We start from the raw sequence: 20,007 nt of genomic DNA on the forward strand, positions 1-20,007 counted from the left end.
ATATGGTAGCCGCCAACCCCGGTTAATTGACGCTCAACAAATCCAACAAGGTGCATCGTGATGTCTGCTCCTTGGCCTGCGGGGTGTTGGCGCAGATGATGTCGATGTTGAGTTCATAAAGGGCTCGTCCGAACTGCGTCAGGCCACTGGTTCTGTCCTTCTTGGAAGCATGGGTGGTGCGGAAGACGCCATGCTTGTCGCTATAGAAGGCGATCGGCTTGCCCCATTGCTGCAGGTAGGCCTTCGTCGCGTGCAGATAGTCGAAGGTGTTCTCCGATCCGGCGAAGCGTAAGTGCAACAGCTTGCCGGTGGCATCGTCGATATAGACGAGCAGGGCGCATTTGGGACCGCGGTTCTCGAACCACCAATGAAGCGAGCCGTCGATCTGAACGAGTTCGCCGAAACAATCGCGCCGGCCGCGCGGCTGGAAAACCCGCTTCTTGCGCTCGCGTCGCGACACCCAGAGGCCGACTTCCATCATCCACTGACGCAGCGTCTCCTTGCTGACGGCAATCCGGTGGCGTTCCAGCAGCTTCTCGGCGGCCAACGTAGGTCCAAAATCCCCGTAATGCTCACGCACCAGATCGAGCACCAGGTTGCGGAAATCCTCGCTATGACGCCGGTTGCTCGGACGGCCGCGCTTCTTCGACACGAGACCGTCGGCGCCGTCCAGGTCATAGGCCTGCAACAGCCGGTGGACCTGACTGCGGCTGAGACGAAGCAACGCGGCCGCCTCGACGACGGTCAGGCTGCCACCGCGAATCCGCTGTATGAGTTCAAGACGATGCAATTCCTTCTGCGACATGGTGATCAAACAAGACATGACGACTCCGAACGCTCATGGTCTCAACCACGCTTCACGTCGCCAGTCTTCCTTCCAAACGTTGACGTTTGACCAGCATCCCGAGAGGCGACGACTGTCGCATCTCTAACTGGCTCATATGTCGCATCTCTAAACTGCCGCTACATGCATACGTCGCATAAGATAGATTATGGAACACGGGGGTCATTTTGCCTGTGTTGCTTTTGGTACCGTAACGACCTTTTAGGCACCCCTGTGGAAACCCTGTAAAAGGTCATTCTGCCTGTTGCTTTTTTGTTTGCTGCGTCGGAGCTTGCCTAGCCAATGCGCCGTGAGGAAACATGCCCATCAATCTACAGTCTTCGTTCCTTCCACCATCGATGCGCGGTGTTGCTGCTGTCGGCTCATATGGAGCGCCACGGTTCTGGGCAACGATCTGGAGTGACGTGCTGAAAACCAAGCTGGAGCCGTCAACACGCCGCAAACATCTGTCAGCACTCGACCGGTTCTACGACGCGGTCGAGCGTCAGCACGGCAAAGATTGTCTCGACCAGTTCATTGCAGATGCAGACGCTGACGCCATTGAGGATTGCCTGATCGGCTTCCTGGCCCAGCTCCGAAATGAAGCCGCCGTCAGCCAGATCGACAAGTCCTCCACTTGGATATCAGCCATCAGCTTTGTAACGGACATGCTCCGATACTCCGGCAATGCATCGGGCGTAAGAGCCTCAGAAATGGAGGCAAAGCTCCTCCGGCTGGATACGTTGTATCGGCAACTTGCTCCAAACCCGGAAGCTCAGGACACGCCGATCCGTGCGTTGCCCCCACGGGTAATCGAAGACCTCTATGAAATCTTCCGACCAGACTCGCCGCGAAACCCGTTCAAGACGGAAACACTGCGTTGGCGAAATCTCCTGATCTTCATGCTGTTGCTGCGGCTTGGTTTACGTCGCGGCGAAGCAGCGTTGCTCCATGTGGCGTCGTTCAAGGAGGACTTCGATCCAGAGATCGGAAAAGCCGTTCATTGGTTGGATGTTGAAGAGACGAATGACGGCGATCCTCGCTACGAGCAGCCTAGCCTGAAAACGGAAGCATCGCGGCGGCAATTGCCACTCTCGTCTGAAATTGTGGAGTTGACGCAGTATTACGCTGGAAACTTCCGTGGTCGGGTGAACTACCCGCACCTCTTGATCTCCCAAAAAGCCAAACCACTGGCTTTGCGATCCTTCGGAAAAATGTTCGATGTGGCGACTGAGGCCCTCTCGGAGTCAGCGAAACAATCTTTGAAAAAACAAGGTCTTACTAACGTTTCCTGTCATGATTTGCGACATACGTCTGCGGTGGTCAGAATGCGGCGTTACCAGGACTCGGGATTGGACGTGGACAAGGCCCAGGAGAAGCTTCGCGTATTCTTTGGCTGGAAGAAATCGTCGGACATGCCCCGCCTTTACGCCAAGGCGTATTTTGAGACCAGCCTTGCCGAAGTCTGGGACGAGAAATTTGACACTTTTGTGGATGCACTGCGTCGCACGATCCCGGAGAACAATCATCAATGAGTAGAAGCGCCGTCAGCCTGGAGCCAGTTCTTCAGGACGAGATCATGCGTCTGGTTGTTACGTTGCCTCCGCTTCCGCCTGTGATCAGATACTTCGATGATTTCGACAATGAAATGAGGTCACTTAGGTTGGTGACCAATACCGACCACATCACCCTCAAATTAGATGGTGGCAACCATCTAATTGACCTCGACTTCATCAATCCTGCACAGCAGATATTGAAGCATGTCTTGGTCGATTGGTTCTCTCGGGTCGATCCGCACACGATCGCGGCGTACGCTCGACATCTTAGAAGCTACGGGCTTGGTCAAGGTCTAGCTTCTCTCCTTTACATGACCGCAGCTTCCTCTTTTGACGCACGAGCGCACTGGAATGCCGTTATTCTGCCTAGCAGTACCTCAGAGCAGAGTTGGGGTATCCGCGCCTATCTCCATTCGCTCTGTCGTTTGAATATCGGCCACTGGTCGCCACCTGCAGCATCCATCATTCGCGGTCTGAAAAGCCCCAAAGTCGACAAATACCGCGTCGTTCGCGCGGGTGAATGTTTTTTGCCACTCGATCAGCAGGCCATGATCGTCAACCACATCGACAGCATGTGCGGTAAGCTGGCCGTCGACCGCACGTCTCTCGACAATGAAGAGCTTCGCGACGCTTGCATGCTGGTCATGTCTTTCCAGTACGCGTTCCGGCCGGGCCAGATCGCCCGCATAGAACTTGCTGACGTCCGGCTCTTCTCGACGGGCGCGGTGCATGTTGCGGTGTCGATCATCAAGCAGAGGGACAACAGCAAGCGCATCCGCATTGCCCGCAAGGTCAAGCGCGAATGGGGTCCGCTCTTTAATGAGCTAGTCAGAAGGCGCGAAGCGGGAGTGCTTCAGCCGGAGGAGGGGGTGCCCCCTCGCCTGCTCTTCGGCCTCACCCCACAGGGCGTCAGCCGCGCCATCATGGAACTGACAGAAGAATTGACTGGTGACGCCTGGTCGCCTACCGATTTGAGGCACACAGCCGCCCAACGTCTAGCTGATGGTGGCATCTCTCATGCCGGTCTCACGGAGTTCATGGGGCAGACCAGCGACCGCATCGCCAACGTCTACTTCGACAAATCGCCCGCGCAGGCGCAACGGATCAACGAAGCGCTGGCGATCTCGCCGATCTATTCGAACCTCGCGAAGATCGCGAAGACGAAGACAATCGACAAGGCGATGCTGCTGGGCCTCCCGTCCGACCAGCAGATCGGAGCCGTGCCGCATGGCGTTCCCATCGCCGGTATCGGGGGCTGCGGGCTCGGCCAGAGCCTTTGTGCAAAGAACCCAGTCTTGGCCTGCTACACCTGTTCCAGGTTCATGCCGCTTGGCGAGCCTGAAATACACGAGGAGGTTCTCGAAAGCCTACGGCCAGTCGTCGTCGAGTTCGCCTCCGCCTCACGGAACAACAAGCAGTCTCCGGCATATGGTCAGCTCAAGGGCACTCTCGATGCGGTCCGACGCGTGGTGGAGGAACTGAGAGCAGACCGAGCAGGAGAGGATCGCCCATGAACCCCTCCTATGCCGAATATGTCGCAACGGCCAAATCGTTGGGGGCAGAGCGCGGGCTGATCTGGGACCTTGTCTTTGACCAGCACGGGAAGGTGAGCAAGGACACGCGTTGGAACCTGACGGAGCTCGTCGGAATGTTTCCACCGCCGACCATGTGGCTTGGTCAGGTTGGTGTCGATCAAAACTCGTTCGCGGCATTAAACAGGATCAGGAAGCGGATAAGGCAACAAGAGTTGATCCCTGCCCCAATGCCGAAGGTCTGGCGGGACCTTTATCAAGCCGTTCTCATCCATCAGCTCTTGGTTAAGAAGACAAAACCAATGAGCGCCTTGAAGGTCGCTAACCCGATCCGGCAGCTCGCTCCGGTCGCAGGCGATACGCCACCGTGGGCAGTGACGCCTGATCAGGTTCAGCAGGCCTATAATGCGTGCTTGCAGGGACAGGAATCCGGCAAGGTTGCACTCGACTTTACCACCATGGTTCGCAATATCCTCGACGGTCAGAAGCTCGCCGACACCCCGGCCCTCGTCCGGTTTTGCGCTCCCTACCCGACCGACGAAGCACAAGCGGCCCAACAGCAGGCGGATTCCGTCCGGAAACGCCAGAACGCGCACGGGGGTCGTCAGAGCCTGCGGCGGGAGTTGACGGAACGGAAGTCGTCCTCGAAGCTGCCAGACGAACGTGCCTTTTGGGAACTGGTCAGGATCGTCTTCACTGAGACACCACGCACCTTCTCCGATGTAATCCGCTTTGCCGCCTTCAAAGTCCAGATCATCATGGGCTTCCGGATTGGCGAAGCGGCTCTTCTTCCCGTGGACTGGAAACGATGGCGCGAATACCTGGATGCGGATGGGCGTCCCGCCGGGGAACGCGGTGGCTTCTCAAAATCGCTGATGATCCGACACTTCGCTGAGAAACAGGAAGAGGACGAAGGCCGTGATGGGCTGTCGTTCTACGAGAATACTCAGCATGTGCCGCCGATGTTCGAGGATGTCCTGATCGAAACGCTCGACCACATCGAGAAAATCACCGCTCCTTTGCGCGATAGGCTCAGGCTGCAGGCCGAAACCGGAAGGGTGTTCCCAGAGTACACCGAGGACGCCCTCATCCCCGCTTGGGAAATGTATGTACGGGTTACCGGCAACGTGAAATTTACACGTCCAGCATTACCCGAACCGGCCGTCGATAATTACCGGGAAACTTACGATCCCGACGTCCTGCGACACTTGCGAGATCATCAGCTCGCCTCGTCAGGTTTGTTCAACATTGCTCAAAGCCGATGGCTCTCTGCAGATCAAAAAAGCGCTCTGATCAGAGACGTCAACGGGATTCGCAGTTCAGGGAATATCGACTGGTCGACGGCGCGAATCCGTGTCGGCGACATGGAGGCCCACCTTGAGGCAAGTCGTGCCACCAAGAAATCTGACACGATGCCGACGACCCTGACTGACGGAACTCAGTTATATCCTCACGATCTACTCTTCATTATGCCTGTCAGAAACCTGATTGAAGGTAGGAACGATGGTCTGCTTGATCCGACGCTTTATTCTGCAATCGGCCGGATCGACAGTGGCGGTCTGAACAACGCGATCAGCGGCAAAGGAAGCGGTGACACCCTGTTCGAGCGGTATGGCCAGACTGATGAAGACCGGGCGCTGCGACTGACCTCGCACTCCCTTCGACACCTCCAGAACACTGAACTGTTCCGCCTCGGCGTCGCCGACACGATCATCACCAAAAAGTTCAATCGGCGTAGCGTCCAGCAGAGTTACGTTTACGACCATCGTAGTCTCGCCGAGGACCTTGCCGATATCGATCTTCCGCCGGAAGCCGAAGAGCGCCTTGGTGACAAGGCATTGCAGGTCTTCAAGCTCATCTCCGCGAACAAGGCCCGTGGTCCCGTCGTCGATGAGTTCCGTCGCGTCCAGCGCGAATACGGCGAGGAAGCAGCCTTCGACTACCTGAATGCCGAGGCGGACGGACTGCACGTCACGCCCTACGGCCTGTGCATGAACAGCTTCACCAGCGACCCCTGCCCCAAGCACCTCGAATGCTTCAACGGGTGTCTCCACCTGGCGCGGACGAACGTCATCAGCGAGCAGGAAAATCTGGAACGGATGCGGGACAAGTTCGCGACGGTGATCATCACACTGGAGGCCCTGCCTGAGGGCCGTCGCAACATCGGCTGGGCGAACCAGCTCACCCACGCCCGTATTCGGTACGAGAACATCGTGAAGGCGCTCGGCACGGAGCCGGGAATGCAAGTCTTCCCTGACGGCACTGACCTGTCCGTCACGGCCGAGCAGAAAGCTGGCACCACCATTATCGACACGATGAAGCGCCTGAGGGACCTCGATGATTGATAAGAGCCAAGTCCTTGAGGAACTGCTGGAGGCGATGATCGCCGAGGACGAGGACATTACCGTCCGCGCCGTATGCAGGCGGAGCGACGGTGTGTTCAAGCACGCGACCGACATCACCCGCAACGAGGCCCGCCATGGGATGGTGAAAGCTGCGATCACCAAGCAGGAAACCATCCGGACAGCCGTTAACCGATCCAGTAAGAAGTCCCGCGCGGAACTGGAGAAACTGGTGGCCATGAAGAATGCGGAGATCGCGCAGTTGCAGGCCGATAAGGAGCTGCTGATCGCTTCTCACCGTGCCATGATCCTTGCCGTCTCCGAGATGGGTGGCTTCGCGACATGGAAGCGGTTCTTCGAGCGATATCAGGCCACTGTTGATCGGCTGGAGGAAATGCGTAGCCTTCCCGAGGTCAACGTCATCAGCCTCTCGTCCCGGAGGGAGACCTGATGGCGCGAGGGACGGGCAAGAGCGGCGTCGAGGTCGCGCAGGAGCATGTCGAGGCTCTCCAAGAATATCTGGAGAACCTCGGTGACCAGCCGCTTCCCCGTTACGGCGGCGTCGAGCTGAACAAGAGCGCCATCGCCAAGGCCTGCGGCTTCGACCGGCAGGTGTTCCGCACCAATCCGAGGTGCGCCGAAATCCTGAGCAACGCAGACGACCGTGATCGCAAGGCCAACCTGACACGGCTCGAACAGGCGGAAGCGGACCGCGAACAGAAAGCCAAGGTGGACGGTAACCAGTTGGCGCTGGAAGAGGAGAACCTTCGACTGAAGGCCGAGAACGCTTCCCTTCGCCGCGAGTTGGACCGCATGAGGCGACTGAGCGCGGTGATCGCCGAGACTGGTAGACTTCCATGATTGGGTGTTTGAAGTCTGGTCCTCGGAGCCGCGCCGTCGTGGCCCCGACAGGCCGTGGGAGCTGGATCGCAGTGAATGAGGCACAGGGACCCGCGACGGCACGTCGTGGGTGGCCGCAGTGAACGGAGAGCCAGAGCCCATGGCAGGGGCCAATCAACGACGGGGTGGCGCAGAGGGGCAGACGTTCCTGGTCCTTGGTGAGCGTTCTGAGCAGTCTTCTTGGGAGCTGTCCATCACGTCCGTTCACGCCAGCCGGTTCGGCGACCACGTCATCATCGGCCGCGACGATACCGAGCAGCTTCGTCGCGCACTCGTTCTCTCGAAGAGGTCGCCGCGCGATCCGGCCGTTGGCGAGACGTGGCGTGTCACGGGCGCGATCCAACTCCATCCCGAGTATGGCCCACAGCTCCACGCCGAGGTGGCTTTGCCCCTCGTGACCAAAGGGCGGGCTATCATCCGCCACCTTGCCAGCGACAAGCGCTTCGTCGGGATCGGTTGGGCGACGGCGGAGAAGGTCTGGGAGCGCTTCGGCGAGACTATCTACGACATCATTCGGGATCGCGATCTCAAGGCCCTCGCGGAGGTCGTGGGCGCAGATCGGGCCGTCGCCATTGTCGACGGGTTCGGCATGCTCGCCGAGGAGGTCGAAATCTTCCGCTGGCTGGATCGATACGGCGTCTCGCCTCGTGTGGCGGGTGCTGCCGCCCGCGTCTGGGGTGTTGGAGCCATCGACCGCATCAAGGCCGACCCGTTCACGATGACATTGCTGGAGTCTTGGAAGGACGTCGACGCGAGAGCGCTGCGGCTGGGCGTTGCCCTGGATGATCCGAGGCGGTTGACGGCCGCCGTGGAGGAGGCGTTGGCGATCCGCTTCCGGGCAGGGAGCATGGCCTCCCCTTCCCCGGTTCTGAAACCTCTGGTGAAACGTCTGCTCGCACCTTGGACCGGCGATCCGACGACTGCCATCGATCTGGCCTTGAACAGCGGTCGCGTGGTGTCGCCAACCCCTGATCTTCTGCAGTCGAGAGCCTGCCGGTTCATGGAGGAAGAGGTCGCTCGACAGATCGGCGAGCGAATTGGTCGCGAAGTTCCGGGGTTCGAAGGCAAGCTGGTTGTCGAGGCAATGGCCAAGGTCGAGGCGGAGATCGGCTACGCCCTGGCCGACGCGCAGCGCGAGGCGGTCTTCATGGCCACGACCTGCGGCGTCTGTGTGATCAGCGGCGGCGCGGGCACGGGTAAGACGACCGTGGTCCGGGCGATCCTTGCCGCACTGGAGGCCATTCGCGACAATCTACCCGCTTCACAGCACCACGGCATGGAACACCTGCAAGTGGCTCTGGCGGGCCGCGCCGTCAGGCGGATTAGTGAAGCGACAGGTCGCCCAGCGAGCACTCTCTCGCGGCTGGTGCACGACATAGAGGATGCCGGTCGTCGTATCGAGGCGGGAACCGTCATCTTCGACGAGTCCTCGATGCTCGATACCCCATCAATTTATAGGGTGCTCGCTCAGTTGCCCATCGAGGTCAACCTGATCTTCATCGGCGATCCCGGCCAGCTCCCGCCTATCGGACCCGGTCTGCCCTTCCACACCATGGTCGAGGCGAAGAGCATACCCTCGGTCACTTTGGACATCGTACACCGACAGGACGACGCCACCGGCATTCCGGCAGTCGCATCTGCCGTGCGTACCGGAAAGGCGGTCGGTCTGCGGCGCTTCGATCCGAACGTTGCACTGACACCTGGCGTCTATCTCTTCCCAGCATCGAAGGACGACATGGCTGGAAAAACCATAGCGGCCTTCCGCGCGATGTGCGGGCGGGTACCAGCCTATGGCAAGACGGCCGCCCTGCACGAGATGGACGTCCAGATACTCACACAGGTGAAGAACGGCCTCGCCGGGTCGAAGGAGCTGAACCGCGCCATCGAGATCGAGTACATGGCCAGGCAGGCGAAGGTCGAGGACTGGGGTCTCAGCGTCGGATCGAAGATCATGTGGTTGAAGAACGACTACACCAAGGCTCCTCAGCTTGACCCCGAAGGAATGCCCGTTCTCGACAAGGTTACGGGCGATCCGGTCTGCGCGGGGTTCATGAACGGCTCTCTGGGCGTCGTCACGAAGCCCCATCCCAAGGGTGCCTGGGTGCGGTTCGACGATGGCGCTGAAGACGCGATCACCACCGCCGACCTTGAGAAGCTGACCCATGGATGGGCAATTAGCGTGCATAAGGCGCAGGGATCGGCCTTCCGGCGGGTGATCATTCCCGTCGTCCAGTCGAAGCTGCTGGACAGGACCATGCTTTACACCGCCATCACACGTTCCGTAGAGACCTTGGTGCTGGTCGGCGATCCAGACCTGCTCAACGAGGTCATCTCCAAGGCTCCGAGGGCCCTTGATCGATGCAACTGCTTACTGCTGGAAAATGGTGACACCGGCGCAACCTAATGTTGTCGATCCTCACGGAATCGCTAATATCCACCCCATTTAGGGGGGCGGATATGGTGGGCAATGGTGGTGATCTCTTAGGGGCAATCGAGGAGCCGGACGAAGCGCCAATCGAAGCGCAGGAACTCATCCCCGAAGAAACCCCTGAAAAGCGGCCGGTGAAGCGGCGACTTGGAAATACTCTCGACAAATGGGAGGTTCCGCTCGTCAAGGCGATGCTCGACAGGAAAGAGTATAACGACCAGGACATTCTTGCCTACTTCACCCGGCCGACCAGAACGGTAAACCACCGCCTGATCAGTGAGATTCGATCCGAAAAGAAGCACAAAGCGGTCAAGGCGGCCCATGGGGAAGCCCTCAATGAATTCCTGGCTACGTGGCCAGACGTAGATCATGAGACGGGCCTTAGCGTTCGAGGTGATGAGCTTCTCATCAAGGCTCGCGAAGCAATGATTGCAGCCGTACATATCTTCAACAGCGCTGGTCTTACATTCCGGGCCGAGTTGTTCGTGGTCAGCGCTATTATCTCTTGGACCTACCTCCTGCATGCTTGGTACAAGCGAGAGGGCGTCGAATACATCTACAAAGGGAAGAAAACCCCTCAGGGGCAAGACAGACACTGGGACCTCAGCCAGTGCCTCGATACTGGCAAGTGCCCCCTCCCCGAGGGCGTCAAGACGAATTTGCGCTTCCTTATCGGATTGCGAAACGAAATCGAGCATCAGTCCACCACTCGAATTGACGATGCCGTCGGAGCGGAACTGCAGGCCTGCTGCCTCAACTTCAACGACGCGCTGAAAAAACACTTTGGACACCAGTTTGGACTGGAAAAACGCCTGCCAATCGCTTTGCAGTTTGTCTCGTTTGGCATGGATCAGCGCACGGCACTGAAGAAGGCGTCGAGCTTACCTACGCACGTCTCCTCCTTTATAGCCGCGTTCGAGCATGACCTGACTGATGAACAGGTGAAAGACCCGGCATTCAGGCTGAAAGTCGCCTTCGTCCCCATTGCAGCCAAGAAGGCGGCAGGAGCTGATCAGGCTGTCGTGATGGTTCCGCCGGGATCGGACCTCGCCGACAAGGTCGAAGTGGTCTTCAAGGAGGTCAACCGAACCCGCTATATCCGACAGGAAATCCTGGAGAAGGTTGCAGAGGCAGGATTCCCTAAGTTCGGGTCTGGCGCTCACACCAAGCTAATGAACGCGCTTGATGCGAAGAATCCCGCTAGGGGATACGGTTGCGTTGGTGACTACAAAGCGCATTGGGTTTGGTTCGACAGATGGCTCGAAACGGTCTTGGAGCATTGCAAGGCCCATGCCGCCGAGTACCGATGATTGAAGGCGCTCGGTCGCGATCCAGCTATCAGGATGGCCTGCCTGCGGGAATTGGCGCGGCGGCCTCAACTGCCGCATCTACCAGTTCGAGGAACCCATCCACAAAGGACAGGAACTCGGCGAGGAAGGTGGGCGACACATCGAGCGCCTTGTCTCCGAACGTGAAGTGCTGATCCGCCGCCCGGAGTCCAAAATGCACCGTTCGCGTTGCACCGCCCTCGGTAATCGGCTGGGGCCGATTGCGCCCGCTCCCGTACAGCCGGTCCTCGACGTGTTCAAAATGGTTGCGGGCGTCCTTCAACAGTGAGAAGTCGCGGGAATCGACGTGGGACTTCACCTCGCCTCCCATGCGGTCCGCCGCCATCTTCATGAAGGCGACGATGCGGCACGCAGCCGTTAGAAAGAAGTGAAGCTCAACCAATGCAGAATCGTGTTCTCCAGCGCTCCAACGCGCCATGAAGGCCGCGTGTCGTTGTTCTGCGGCGCTACGATAACGGGGAACCCATCTCGATACGTCACCGGCAGCTCCACTCGGGTCCACCGTCTGAAATCCAGAGAACCGCCGCAGCAGTTCTCGCATCGCCTCTCCAGCATCTGACGATGTGACGCCCAATATGCGCCGGACAGATTCGGGTAAGTGCGTCATCTTTGAACAAGGTCAGTCACGTTGACTCCGAGACCGCTCAGGATGCAGTGCGCAAAGATCATTAGCGGACTCCCATAGCTGCTCCAATGCTGCTCGATCTTACCTCGTTCTTCTTCGCAGGCCGTGATCTCAGCCATTGGCAATACGACGGGTTCCCGGCCGGGAAAGGACAGAACCAGATAGACGGCTGCAGCTTCGATCATCTCCCCCTCCAACCGCAACGAGCATTTAAGGAGGAGATCATACTTGCTGAAATGTGCGTTGTCACAAGCACAAGCAGTACCGTAGTTGCAATTACCAGCAGGCAACGGAGTGCAACAGACGCACTCTAAACGTTGAGCAACAACGCGCTGCTGTGTTGCGTCGCTGGTCTGTGGCAGAAGCAACAAACCTACGTTTTTGCGCAGCGCAACACCACTTGTCCCGAATTCGTGGATTAGCCCGCCCCAGATAGCCCACAACTGCGGGAAATGTCTTTCACTCACTCACCCAGCTACAGAGCCGAAATTGCACTCTTTGGAACTAAACGCTGTGATCTAAAGTGGTCGTAAGTCGCATCGGATCAATGACTTATATAGGATCTCTGATATGGGACTTTATGCGTCTTCCGCCGACGGCCGGTCGATATCGAATTCCATGCGCATCATGTCGTAAGCCGGCTCGACGTGATCCGGCGTCTCCGCGCACACGGTCTCGTAATCCATCGGCACATGCATATGCGTGAGCACGGCGCGTTTCGGCCGCAGCCGGTTGATCCACACGAGCGACTGCACCAGGGACAAGTGACTCGGGTGAAATTTGTACTGCAGCGTGTCGATGACGAGCAGATCGAGTCCGCCGAGCTTCCCGACCGTTTCTGCCGGAAAGTCGCTGACGTCGCTGCAATAGGCAAAACCGCCGATACGGAAGCCGAGCGAATGGACGTTGCCGTGAAACTGCATCAGCGGCTCGAACGGGATCGGCCCGCCGGCGCCATGGATGGTCAACGGCGGCAGGTCGTCGGGAATAACGTATGGCTCGACGATCGGCGGATAGCCGCTGCCCGGCGGCGACTCCAGACAGTAGCGGAAGCCGTCGCGAATACGGGCCATCGTGAACGCATCGGCCCAGACCGGCACGCGCCTGCGATTCTCGATGACGAAACCGCGCAGATCGTCGATCCCGTGCAGATGGTCCGCATGGGCATGGGTGTAGAGCACGGCATCGATGTGGCGTACATTCGCCGCGATCATCTGGGCGCGGAAATCCGGGCCGGTGTCGATCACCACGGTCGTCTTGCCGCCGTCCGGCGCAAACTGTTCTACGAGCAAGGCCGCTCGCATGCGACGGTTGCGGGGGTTCGACGGATCGCAGGCGCCCCAATCACCGGTGATGCGCGGCACGCCCGGCGACGAGCCGCAGCCCAGAATGGTGAAGACCCGCCGAAACGCCATTTCAAAGCCTCGGCATCTTCGAGAAGATCCTGAAGGCGTTTTCAGTGGTGATTTCGGCAATCTCCTCGCTGGAGACGCCGATGGCTTGCGCCAGCACCTCGGCCGTGTGCGCCACGTAGGCCGGTTCGTTGCGCTTGCCGCGGAAGGGCTTCGGTGCCAAATAGGGCGCGTCCGTCTCGACGATCATCCGATCGCGCGGGACTGTCCTGGCTATGTCCCTCAGTTCCTCGGATTTCGGGAATGTCAGGATCCCCGAAAAGGACACATAGCCGCCGAGCTCGACGCCGATCCGGGCAAGGTCCGGGCCGGACGAGAAGCAATGGAGAAGGAAGGGGAAGGCGCCCTTCCCCGATTCCTCTGTTAGAATGGCAGCCATATCGTCGTCGGCCGACCTGCTATGGATGACGAGCGGCAGTCCGGTTGTTCGCGCTGCCGCGATATGCCGCCTCAATCCCTCCGCCTGCGCGTCGCGCGGCGCGTTGTCGTAAAAATAATCCAGCCCCGCCTCGCCGATCGCGACGACCTTGGGATGGGCGGAGAGCCGAACGAGATCGTCGGCCGTCACGTCCAGTTCCTCATCGGCATTATGCGGATGCGTGCCGACGGAACAGAAGACGTTCGGATATTTCTCGGCGATCGCGAGGATCGTGTCGAAACGTTTCACCCGGGTCGAAATCGTCACCATCTGCGCCACGCCGGCCTCGCGCGCGCGCTCGATGATTGCGTCGCGTTCGGCCTCAAAATCTGGAAAATCGAGGTGGCAATGGGTGTCGATCAGCATGCTTTCGTCTCGTTCAGGCTTCCGGCGCGACGTAGCGCGGGAAGACCGGCTTGGGTGCTTCGAGCGGCGTTCCGGACACGAGGCGCCCGGCTTCGCCGAGATGGGCGAAATCGCGACGGTCGGCCGGTAGGGCGACGAGATCCAGGAGTTTTCCCGCCGATTCCGGCATGAATGGCTGCAGAAGGATCGCGACCTGGCGAACGACCTCCGCCGTGACGTAAAGCACGGTTGCCATGCGGCTCGGATCGGTCTTCTTCAGCGCCCAGGGCTCCTGGCCTGCGAAGTAGCGGTCGGTCTCGGAAACGACGGCGATGATCGCCGCAAGTGCGCGATGAATGAGCTGCTTGCCCATTTCCTCGCGTGCGGTTTCGATCAGCGAGTCGGCGGCGGCGAGCATCGCCTTGTCTTCGTCGGTCAGCGGCCCACAGAGCGGAATCTGGCCGTCACAATTCTTGACGATCATCGACAGGGAACGGCTGGCGAGATTGCCGATACCGTTGGCGAGGTCGGAATTGATGCGGGTCGCTATCCCCTCCTCGCTGTAGCTGCCGTCCTGGCCGAACGAGACTTCGCGGAGGAAGAAATAGCGGATCTGATCGAGGCCGAAATGCTCGACCAGATTGAACGGATCGACCACATTGCCGAGCGACTTCGACATCTTCTCGCCCTTGTTGAGCAGGAATCCGTGAGCGAAGACGCGCTTGGGAAGCGGAAGACCGGCCGACATCAGGAATGCCGGCCAATAGACGGCGTGGAAACGGATGATGTCCTTGCCGATGACGTGGATGTTTGCGGGCCAGAACTTCGCGCGCGGACCTGTCGGATCTGTCAGATAGCCGGTGGCGGTGACGTAGTTGGTCAGCGCGTCGACCCACACATACATGACATGAGCGGGATCGTTCGGAACTTTGATTCCCCAGTCGAATGTGGTGCGCGAGACGGAGAGGTCCTTCAGGCCCGACTTGACGAAGGAAATGACCTCGTTGCGCCGTTCCGCCGGACCGATGAAGTCTGGATTTTCCTCGTAGTGTTTGAGGAGCTTGTCCTGGTAGGCGGACAGCCGGAAGAAGTAGCTCTCTTCCTCCACCCATTCCACAGGCGTTCCCTGCGGTCCGTATCGTACGCCGTCGCCGCGCAGTTCCGTTTCGTTTTCCTGGTAATAGGCCTCGTCTCGAACGGAATACCACCCGGCATAGGAATCCTTGTAAAGGTCGCCCGCCTCGCCCATGCGGACCCAGATCGCCTGCGAGGCCTCGTGGTGGCGCTGTTCGGTCGTGCGGATGAAATCGTCGTTGGAGGCGTTGAGCAGCCGCGCCATATTCTGGAACTCGGCCGAATTGCGGGCGGCCAGCTCCTGCGGAGAAATCCCTTCCCTCTTCGCCGTCTGCTGCATTTTCTGTCCATGCTCGTCCGTCCCAGTCAGGAAGAAGACCTCGCGCCCGTCAAGCCGCTGAAAGCGTGCCATGGCATCCGTCGCGATCAGCTCATAGGCATGACCGATATGCGGCTTGCCGTTCGGATAGGAAATCGCGGTGGTGATGTAGAACGGGGACGTATCTCTCATAGCGGGCTTCGATATCCTCGGGACAGAAACTATGGGGTGCTATTACCGCATCGCATTCGGGTAGGAAACCGGTAGATCACGTTGAATTTAGGCCGGAGCGACCTGACCATGGCCGTGAACCGTCTTCGAGGGGGAAAATTCGGGCTCCGCGGAAACCTCCCATACCCTTCTCCACCCGGAGCGCAAGAGAAAGCTTCTCTCCAGCCGCGGGGCTTCCCGCGATATCAGACGGGATTGACACGAAAGATCGTCTGGAACAAAACAAAAACAAACGGGGGGAGAGTGTGTGCTCAACGAACTCAGACGAAAATTCGAGAAAGCGTCGGCGGGCTATGCGGCGATGCATTCGATCAGCCGTGATCCGGATTGGTTTATATTGAAACTGCAGGAGGAAATGGGGGAACTGACGCAGGCCTGGAACAACGCCACAGGACGGGGGCGCGACCGGGAGGTCTCCCCGGAGACGCTGCGCCAGTCAATCGCCGACGAAACGGCCGATCTCCTCGGCCACGTTCTGCTCTTCGCCCACCACAACGATATAGACCTGGCTGCGGCAATCGAGCGAAAATGGAAGTTCGCTCCCGACCTATAGAGCTTCCTTGAGATCATCGAGGAGGGAAAGGACCGTCTGCTTGCGGTCGAGGTTATAGGCCGCGCTCAGCGTCAGGCGTTCGCCAACGGTGCTGGACAGCCTGGCGAACCGTTCGGCCGCGCCGACGTCGCCGGCGATCGCCGCCTCGCGAGCCATCCGCATGATGCGCCCCGACAGCAGCGACGAAAAGAAATCGAAGATCGTTTCGCTGTCCTTGCCCGAAAGCACGTCGGCCAGCTTGTGCATGTTCTTGCGAACGGCCGGGCCCTGCCCCGCCAGAATGTCTTCGAAAGCCTCGGCTATATCCAGCCCGCCATAATTGACGAGCTTCAGCGCCTCAGAAACGCTGCCGTTTGCGGCGGCGAGAACGCGCTCTGCATTCAGACCCGCGAGATCGAGCCCGAGATGCGCAAGCGCCTGGCGCAGGGCTTCCGTGTCCAGAGGCTTCAGCCGCAAAGGCAGGCAACGCGAGCGGATGGTCGGCAGGAGTTTTCCCGGCGCATGGGTGAGCACCAGAAACAGCGAACGGCGCGGCGGCTCCTCCAACATCTTCAAAATGGCATTGGCGGCGTTGCGGTTGAGATCGTCGGCCGGATCGATGATGACGATGCGCCAGTTTCCGGTGCCGGACGTCTGGCCGAAGAACTTGCCGGCACGGCGAACCTCGTCGACCGTGATCGCGCCCTTCGTCCTGCCCGTCTTTTCGTCCACTGGGCGCGCGAGATGCAGGAGATTGTGCGATGCGCCCGAACCGAGCTGTCTCGTGACGATAGAGGCGGGATCAGGGTCGGCAAGCCTTTCGGGGGCGTCTGCCGGATCCGGATGGCTCAGGACATGATTGGCGAAGCGGAAGGCGAGTGTGGCCTTGCCTATCCCCTCCGGCCCTTCGATCAGGATCGCGTGATGACCCTTTCCGGACCGGTAGCTCTGTGCGAGAAAGGCTTCCGCCTCCCGATGACCGAAGAGCTTGCTGTTCATCACGGGAGCAAGCGCGCCCTCCAGCACACCTGGCTGTTCCGGGGTCATGACGTCGCTTCCACATTCGAGGGTTGCGGCTTGCCCTCAAGCGGCAATAGCGCCTCGACGAGACTCAATACTTCGGCAGCGATCGCGGTCGGCGGACGGTTGGCATCGACGACGCGGCATCGCTCCGGATCGGCCGCGGCAATATCGAGAAAGGCTTCGCGCCGCTTTTCATGCGTCGCCAACTGTTCCTTTTCAAATCGGTCGGGACTGTCGTTTGCGGCGCGGCGGCGGGCGCGCTCCAGCCCGACCGAGGCGGGAAGATCGAAAATGATGGTGCAGTCGGGAATGACACCGTTCACCGCAACGCGTTCCATGGTCTCGACGAAGGCCGGTTCCAGATTGCCGGTCACGCCCTGATAGACGCGCGAGGAATCCATGAACCGATCGCAAAGGACGATCGTTCCTTGCTGGAGCGCCGGCCGGATCACCTCCTCGACGTGGTCGCTGCGGGCGGCCGCAAAGAGGATCGCCTCCATCCGGACTCCGAAGGACTCCGCCGCGCCCGAAAGAAGGACGTGGCGAACGGCTTCGGCACCCGCGGAGCCTCCCGGCTCGCGCGTGGTGAGCACGCGGTAGCCGCGCGCGCTCAGCGCTTGCGCAAGAAGGCGCATCTGGGTCGACTTGCCGGCCCCCTCTCCCCCCTCGAATGTTATGAACAAACCCTTGGTCAGCGACACTTCAATTCCCGGATCGGCGTGCATTATCGTCTCTGTTTAGCCGATCGGTCCCGCGGAAGGAACCGTCGCAAAGCGCATTTGTCACAGCCAGAAGAACAGCAGTTCCTGCAGCGCGTCGAGCGCCCGGCTCGTGAGCGTTCCGGACTCGACCGCCCTCGCCGTCTTCACGGGAACTTCCCGCAGCAGCTTGTCCCCGTTCCAGAGCTTGACGACGCCGACCTGCTGACCGGCAGCGACGGGTGCGTTGAGCGGCCATTTGTAGACGATGCGTGCCGTCAGCCGTTCGGGATTTTTTACCGGCAGCAGAACGTCGACCGGGCCGCCCGCCACGAGCGCCACCCGGGAATCCGCACCGCCGTAGACGCTCGCCTCTCCGATGGTTTCACCATCTGCGAAAATGCGCCGTTTCTCGAAAGCGGTCATCGCCCAATCCAGGACCCTGCGGCTCTCGTCGATTCTCTCCTTTTCGCTCTCGAGGCCCCCCATCGCGAGAAAGACCCGGCGGTCGCCCCGTTGCATCGAGACGGCGAGCGAGAAGCCGAAACCCTCCGCAAAGCCGGTCGCCAATCCATCGACGCCGACATTCGCGGCGATCAGAGGGTTCTTGTTGCGCTGAAGGATCTTGTTCCACTCGAATTCCGGCTGCGAATAGAGCCGGTAGTAATTCGGGTGCGCCTCGTACAGGTGCCGCGTAAGGGCGACGAGTTCGCGCATCGTGATCTTGTTTTCCGGATGCGGCAGCCCCGTGGCATTCCTGAATGTGGCGACCGGCAGCCCCAGCTCGCGGGCCCGCTTGGTCATCAGTTCGGCAAAAGCAGCCTCGCTGCCAGCAATTCCCTCAGCCAGGACAATGCACGCATCGTTGGCGAGTTGCACCGTTGCGCCCTGGATGAGATCCGCAACGCGGATCCTGGATTTGATCGCGGCGAACATCGTTGCAGTGCCGGAGGGGGCCCCGCCTGTACGCCACGCATGTTCAGAAACCTCGAAACTCGTCTCGGACGTCAGGTCGCCCTTATCCAGGGCTTCGAAAACCACCTCCATCGCCATGAGTTTGGCGAGCGAGGCAGGCGGGACGGGTGCATCCTCGTCGCGTGAAAAGAGCACTGTGCCCGTCTCGGCATCGACGAGATATATCTGCTTCGCTTTGGTGTCGAAGGCGGGCGTCTGTGCGACCGCTGGTCCCGAAACGATGGCCGCGAGGAAACCTACGACCGCAAGCCACTTCATGCGCATGAGAAACTCCGGTTCTGCATGGGCATATCAGCGCGAAAAGCCCTCTTCAACCGGCGTCAGCGCGAGTCGGCGTTTCGGTACTGGCGCTTCGCATAGGCGAGAATGGACTCGGGGGTCAGCGGATTGCGATCGACCATGATCGCCTCGAAGGGCGAAGGCTTGTCGCTGACGCGAACTTCGACATAGGCCGCAGCATAGGCCATGCTGCCATCCGGCAGCGGGATCAATTGCGGGCGCGACGTAGGCATGGGGCCGATCTGCGGCAGAACGACGAATTCGCCGAAGGCGCTTGGTGCCGCCGAGGCCTGCGCCGGCTTTGCGAGCGCGTTCACCGGCACGCCGGCATCGAGCGTCGATCTGTTCGGAACCGGAACGGCGCGGAGATTCGGAACCATGTCGCGCAGCGGCTCGTTGGAAGCCACCATCACGCCTGAGGCGATCTGCCCTTCCGGCATCACGCTCGGGCCACGGTCGCCCTTCCTGACGTACGAAGCCATGAGGTAGGGCATGTCATTGCCTTCGAGGGGCGCACGACCGACATATTGAACGCGAACATTGGCGCTTCCCTTGCGCTTGATGTCCAGCAGGTCGGCGGTTTTCGAAGAGACGTCGATGATCCGGCCGTATTCATAGGGGCCGCGATCATTGACACGCACGATGACGGACGTGCCGTTCTCCAGGTTGGTCACGCGCGCATAGCTCGGCAGCGGAAAGGTCGGGTGAGCGGCCGAAAGGTGATGCTTGTCATAGACCTCGCCATTGGCCGTCAGCCGGCCATGGAAGGCAGACCCGTACCAGGAGGCCATCCCGCTCTTGTTGTAGCCGAAATCCTCCTTCGGCTGATACCACTTGCCTTTGACCTGATAGGGTTTGCCTACCTGGTAGCGGCCACCGCCCTTGGGAATGTTGTTTCCGGTAGCGACTCTGGGGCTGGCTTTGACGCCATAGACGGACTCGGCGAAGTATTCCTTGCTCCGCGACTTGGTCTTCTTGACGCTCGACGTCGACCCGCAGGCCGCAAGCACCGCGCAAAGCAACGGAACCGCTGCGAGACGGAGCCCCCTCACAAGATATGCCGCACCGTTATTGGATGTCATCTGTCCCACAAGATCATTCGCAAAGCCGCACCCGAAATCCGCTCCTGCAGCGCTCGCGCATCCG

17 protein-coding genes and 1 pseudogene are annotated in these 20,007 nt (G+C 59.9%); 8 read left to right on the plus strand and 10 right to left on the minus strand.

Annotation, left to right across the window (positions count from 1 at the left end; genetic code table 11):
- Positions 1-34: 34 nt before the first annotated feature.
- Positions 35-823, minus strand: a pseudogene (locus ACFHWW_RS23010) (ISNCY family transposase); the annotation flags it as partial.
- A 320-nt stretch (positions 824-1,143) separates the two neighbouring features.
- Here ACFHWW_RS23010 and ACFHWW_RS23015 point away from each other — a divergent pair.
- The 7 genes from ACFHWW_RS23015 to ACFHWW_RS23045 all read left to right on the plus strand — a co-directional run bounded on the left by ACFHWW_RS23015 (position 1,144) and on the right by ACFHWW_RS23045 (position 10,891).
- Positions 1,144-2,358 (plus strand): tyrosine-type recombinase/integrase, encoded by a 1,215-nt coding sequence (locus tag ACFHWW_RS23015; RefSeq protein WP_379941000.1) that lies wholly within the window; start codon positions 1,144-1,146, stop codon positions 2,356-2,358.
- Positions 2,355-3,893, plus strand: a complete 1,539-nt coding sequence (locus ACFHWW_RS23020; protein WP_379941002.1) for a tyrosine-type recombinase/integrase — start codon at positions 2,355-2,357, stop codon at positions 3,891-3,893. The genes ACFHWW_RS23015 and ACFHWW_RS23020 overlap by 4 nt, the downstream gene beginning before the upstream one ends.
- Positions 3,890-6,256: a hypothetical protein gene (locus tag ACFHWW_RS23025; RefSeq protein WP_379941004.1), complete on the plus strand. Its 2,367-nt coding sequence runs from the start codon at positions 3,890-3,892 to the stop codon at positions 6,254-6,256. Before ACFHWW_RS23020 ends, ACFHWW_RS23025 begins: the two co-directional genes overlap by 4 nt.
- 34 nt (positions 6,257-6,290) lie before the next feature.
- Complete coding sequence (locus ACFHWW_RS23030) at positions 6,291-6,704, plus strand: hypothetical protein (protein WP_379941006.1); 414 nt, start codon at positions 6,291-6,293, stop codon at positions 6,702-6,704.
- Positions 6,704-7,114: a hypothetical protein gene (locus ACFHWW_RS23035; RefSeq protein ID WP_379941008.1), complete on the plus strand. Its 411-nt coding sequence runs from the start codon at positions 6,704-6,706 to the stop codon at positions 7,112-7,114. The genes ACFHWW_RS23030 and ACFHWW_RS23035 overlap by 1 nt, the downstream gene beginning before the upstream one ends.
- 139 nt (positions 7,115-7,253) lie before the next feature.
- Positions 7,254-9,557 carry an AAA family ATPase gene (locus tag ACFHWW_RS23040; protein WP_379941010.1) on the plus strand — a complete coding sequence of 768 codons (2,304 nt, stop codon included), beginning with the start codon at positions 7,254-7,256 and terminating at the stop codon, positions 9,555-9,557.
- 53 nt (positions 9,558-9,610) lie between these two features.
- Positions 9,611-10,891, plus strand: a complete 1,281-nt coding sequence (locus ACFHWW_RS23045) for a DUF3644 domain-containing protein (protein WP_379941012.1) — start codon at positions 9,611-9,613, stop codon at positions 10,889-10,891.
- A 28-nt stretch (positions 10,892-10,919) separates the two neighbouring features.
- On the opposite strand, the gene ACFHWW_RS23050 is transcribed toward ACFHWW_RS23045, so the two are convergent.
- The 5 genes from ACFHWW_RS23050 to metG all read right to left on the minus strand — a co-directional run bounded on the left by ACFHWW_RS23050 (position 10,920) and on the right by metG (position 15,315).
- On the minus strand, positions 10,920-11,471 hold the full coding sequence (locus ACFHWW_RS23050) for a hypothetical protein (protein WP_379941014.1): 552 nt from the start codon (positions 11,469-11,471) through the stop codon (positions 10,920-10,922).
- Positions 11,472-11,533: 62 nt separating this feature from the next.
- Complete coding sequence (locus tag ACFHWW_RS23055) at positions 11,534-11,740, minus strand: hypothetical protein (protein WP_379941016.1); 207 nt, start codon at positions 11,738-11,740, stop codon at positions 11,534-11,536.
- Between the two features lie 393 nt (positions 11,741-12,133).
- Entirely contained in the window at positions 12,134-12,970 is an 837-nt protein-coding gene (locus tag ACFHWW_RS23060) for an MBL fold metallo-hydrolase (protein ID WP_379941018.1), read from the minus strand.
- A 1-nt stretch (position 12,971) separates the two neighbouring features.
- Positions 12,972-13,751, minus strand: coding sequence for a TatD family hydrolase (locus tag ACFHWW_RS23065; protein WP_018094908.1), 780 nt, complete (start codon positions 13,749-13,751; stop codon positions 12,972-12,974).
- A 13-nt stretch (positions 13,752-13,764) separates the two neighbouring features.
- Positions 13,765-15,315 carry a methionine--tRNA ligase gene (gene metG / locus ACFHWW_RS23070; protein ID WP_379941021.1) on the minus strand — a complete coding sequence of 517 codons (1,551 nt, stop codon included), beginning with the start codon at positions 15,313-15,315 and terminating at the stop codon, positions 13,765-13,767.
- Positions 15,316-15,601: 286 nt separating this feature from the next.
- Here metG and ACFHWW_RS23075 point away from each other — a divergent pair, with 286 nt between their 5' ends.
- Positions 15,602-15,907, plus strand: coding sequence for a pyrophosphatase (locus ACFHWW_RS23075; RefSeq protein WP_275598115.1), 306 nt, complete (start codon positions 15,602-15,604; stop codon positions 15,905-15,907).
- On the opposite strand, the gene ACFHWW_RS23080 is transcribed toward ACFHWW_RS23075, so the two are convergent.
- The 4 genes from ACFHWW_RS23080 to ACFHWW_RS23095 are packed head-to-tail and all read right to left on the minus strand — an operon-like array spanning position 15,902 to position 19,943.
- A complete protein-coding gene (locus ACFHWW_RS23080; protein WP_018094911.1) occupies positions 15,902-16,933 on the minus strand; it encodes a DNA polymerase III subunit delta' in 1,032 nt (343 codons plus the stop codon). The two genes, ACFHWW_RS23075 and ACFHWW_RS23080, sit on opposite strands and share 6 nt — an antisense overlap.
- Entirely contained in the window at positions 16,930-17,634 is a 705-nt protein-coding gene (gene tmk, locus ACFHWW_RS23085; RefSeq protein WP_379941024.1) for a dTMP kinase, read from the minus strand. Before tmk ends, ACFHWW_RS23080 begins: the two co-directional genes overlap by 4 nt.
- A gap of 57 nt (positions 17,635-17,691) precedes the next feature.
- Complete coding sequence (locus ACFHWW_RS23090) at positions 17,692-18,846, minus strand: D-alanyl-D-alanine carboxypeptidase family protein (RefSeq protein ID WP_379941026.1); 1,155 nt, start codon at positions 18,844-18,846, stop codon at positions 17,692-17,694.
- Between the two features lie 56 nt (positions 18,847-18,902).
- The gene (locus ACFHWW_RS23095) at positions 18,903-19,943 is read right to left on the minus strand and encodes a septal ring lytic transglycosylase RlpA family protein (protein ID WP_379941028.1); all 1,041 of its coding nucleotides are present in this window, start codon (positions 19,941-19,943) and stop codon (positions 18,903-18,905) included.
- Between the last annotated feature and the right edge of the window lie 64 nt (positions 19,944-20,007).

Origin of the sequence: Sinorhizobium sp. P24N7 (assembly GCF_042436655.1) — a bacterium.
Lineage (GTDB): Bacteria > Pseudomonadota > Alphaproteobacteria > Rhizobiales > Rhizobiaceae > Sinorhizobium > Sinorhizobium meliloti_A.

Excerpts from the sequence above, each read along its gene's own strand:
- ACFHWW_RS23065 (WP_018094908.1), bottom strand. The coding sequence starts at position 13,751 with ATGCTGATCGACACCCATTGCCACCTCGATTTTCCAGATTTTGAGGCC.
- ACFHWW_RS23035 (WP_379941008.1), top strand. The coding sequence starts at position 6,704 with ATGGCGCGAGGGACGGGCAAGAGCGGCGTCGAGGTCGCGCAGGAGCAT.
- ACFHWW_RS23030 (WP_379941006.1), top strand. The coding sequence starts at position 6,291 with ATGATCGCCGAGGACGAGGACATTACCGTCCGCGCCGTATGCAGGCGG.
- ACFHWW_RS23040 (WP_379941010.1), top strand. The coding sequence starts at position 7,254 with ATGGCAGGGGCCAATCAACGACGGGGTGGCGCAGAGGGGCAGACGTTC.
- ACFHWW_RS23045 (WP_379941012.1), top strand. The coding sequence starts at position 9,611 with ATGGTGGGCAATGGTGGTGATCTCTTAGGGGCAATCGAGGAGCCGGAC.
- ACFHWW_RS23095 (WP_379941028.1), bottom strand. The coding sequence starts at position 19,943 with ATGACATCCAATAACGGTGCGGCATATCTTGTGAGGGGGCTCCGTCTC.
- ACFHWW_RS23080 (WP_018094911.1), bottom strand. The coding sequence starts at position 16,933 with ATGACCCCGGAACAGCCAGGTGTGCTGGAGGGCGCGCTTGCTCCCGTG.
- ACFHWW_RS23025 (WP_379941004.1), top strand. The coding sequence starts at position 3,890 with ATGAACCCCTCCTATGCCGAATATGTCGCAACGGCCAAATCGTTGGGG.
- ACFHWW_RS23060 (WP_379941018.1), bottom strand. The coding sequence starts at position 12,970 with ATGGCGTTTCGGCGGGTCTTCACCATTCTGGGCTGCGGCTCGTCGCCG.
- ACFHWW_RS23090 (WP_379941026.1), bottom strand. The coding sequence starts at position 18,846 with ATGCGCATGAAGTGGCTTGCGGTCGTAGGTTTCCTCGCGGCCATCGTT.
- metG (WP_379941021.1), bottom strand. The coding sequence starts at position 15,315 with ATGAGAGATACGTCCCCGTTCTACATCACCACCGCGATTTCCTATCCG.
- ACFHWW_RS23020 (WP_379941002.1), top strand. The coding sequence starts at position 2,355 with ATGAGTAGAAGCGCCGTCAGCCTGGAGCCAGTTCTTCAGGACGAGATC.
- ACFHWW_RS23055 (WP_379941016.1), bottom strand. The coding sequence starts at position 11,740 with ATGATCGAAGCTGCAGCCGTCTATCTGGTTCTGTCCTTTCCCGGCCGG.
- ACFHWW_RS23050 (WP_379941014.1), bottom strand. The coding sequence starts at position 11,471 with ATGCGAGAACTGCTGCGGCGGTTCTCTGGATTTCAGACGGTGGACCCG.
- ACFHWW_RS23015 (WP_379941000.1), top strand. The coding sequence starts at position 1,144 with ATGCCCATCAATCTACAGTCTTCGTTCCTTCCACCATCGATGCGCGGT.
- tmk (WP_379941024.1), bottom strand. The coding sequence starts at position 17,634 with ATGCACGCCGATCCGGGAATTGAAGTGTCGCTGACCAAGGGTTTGTTC.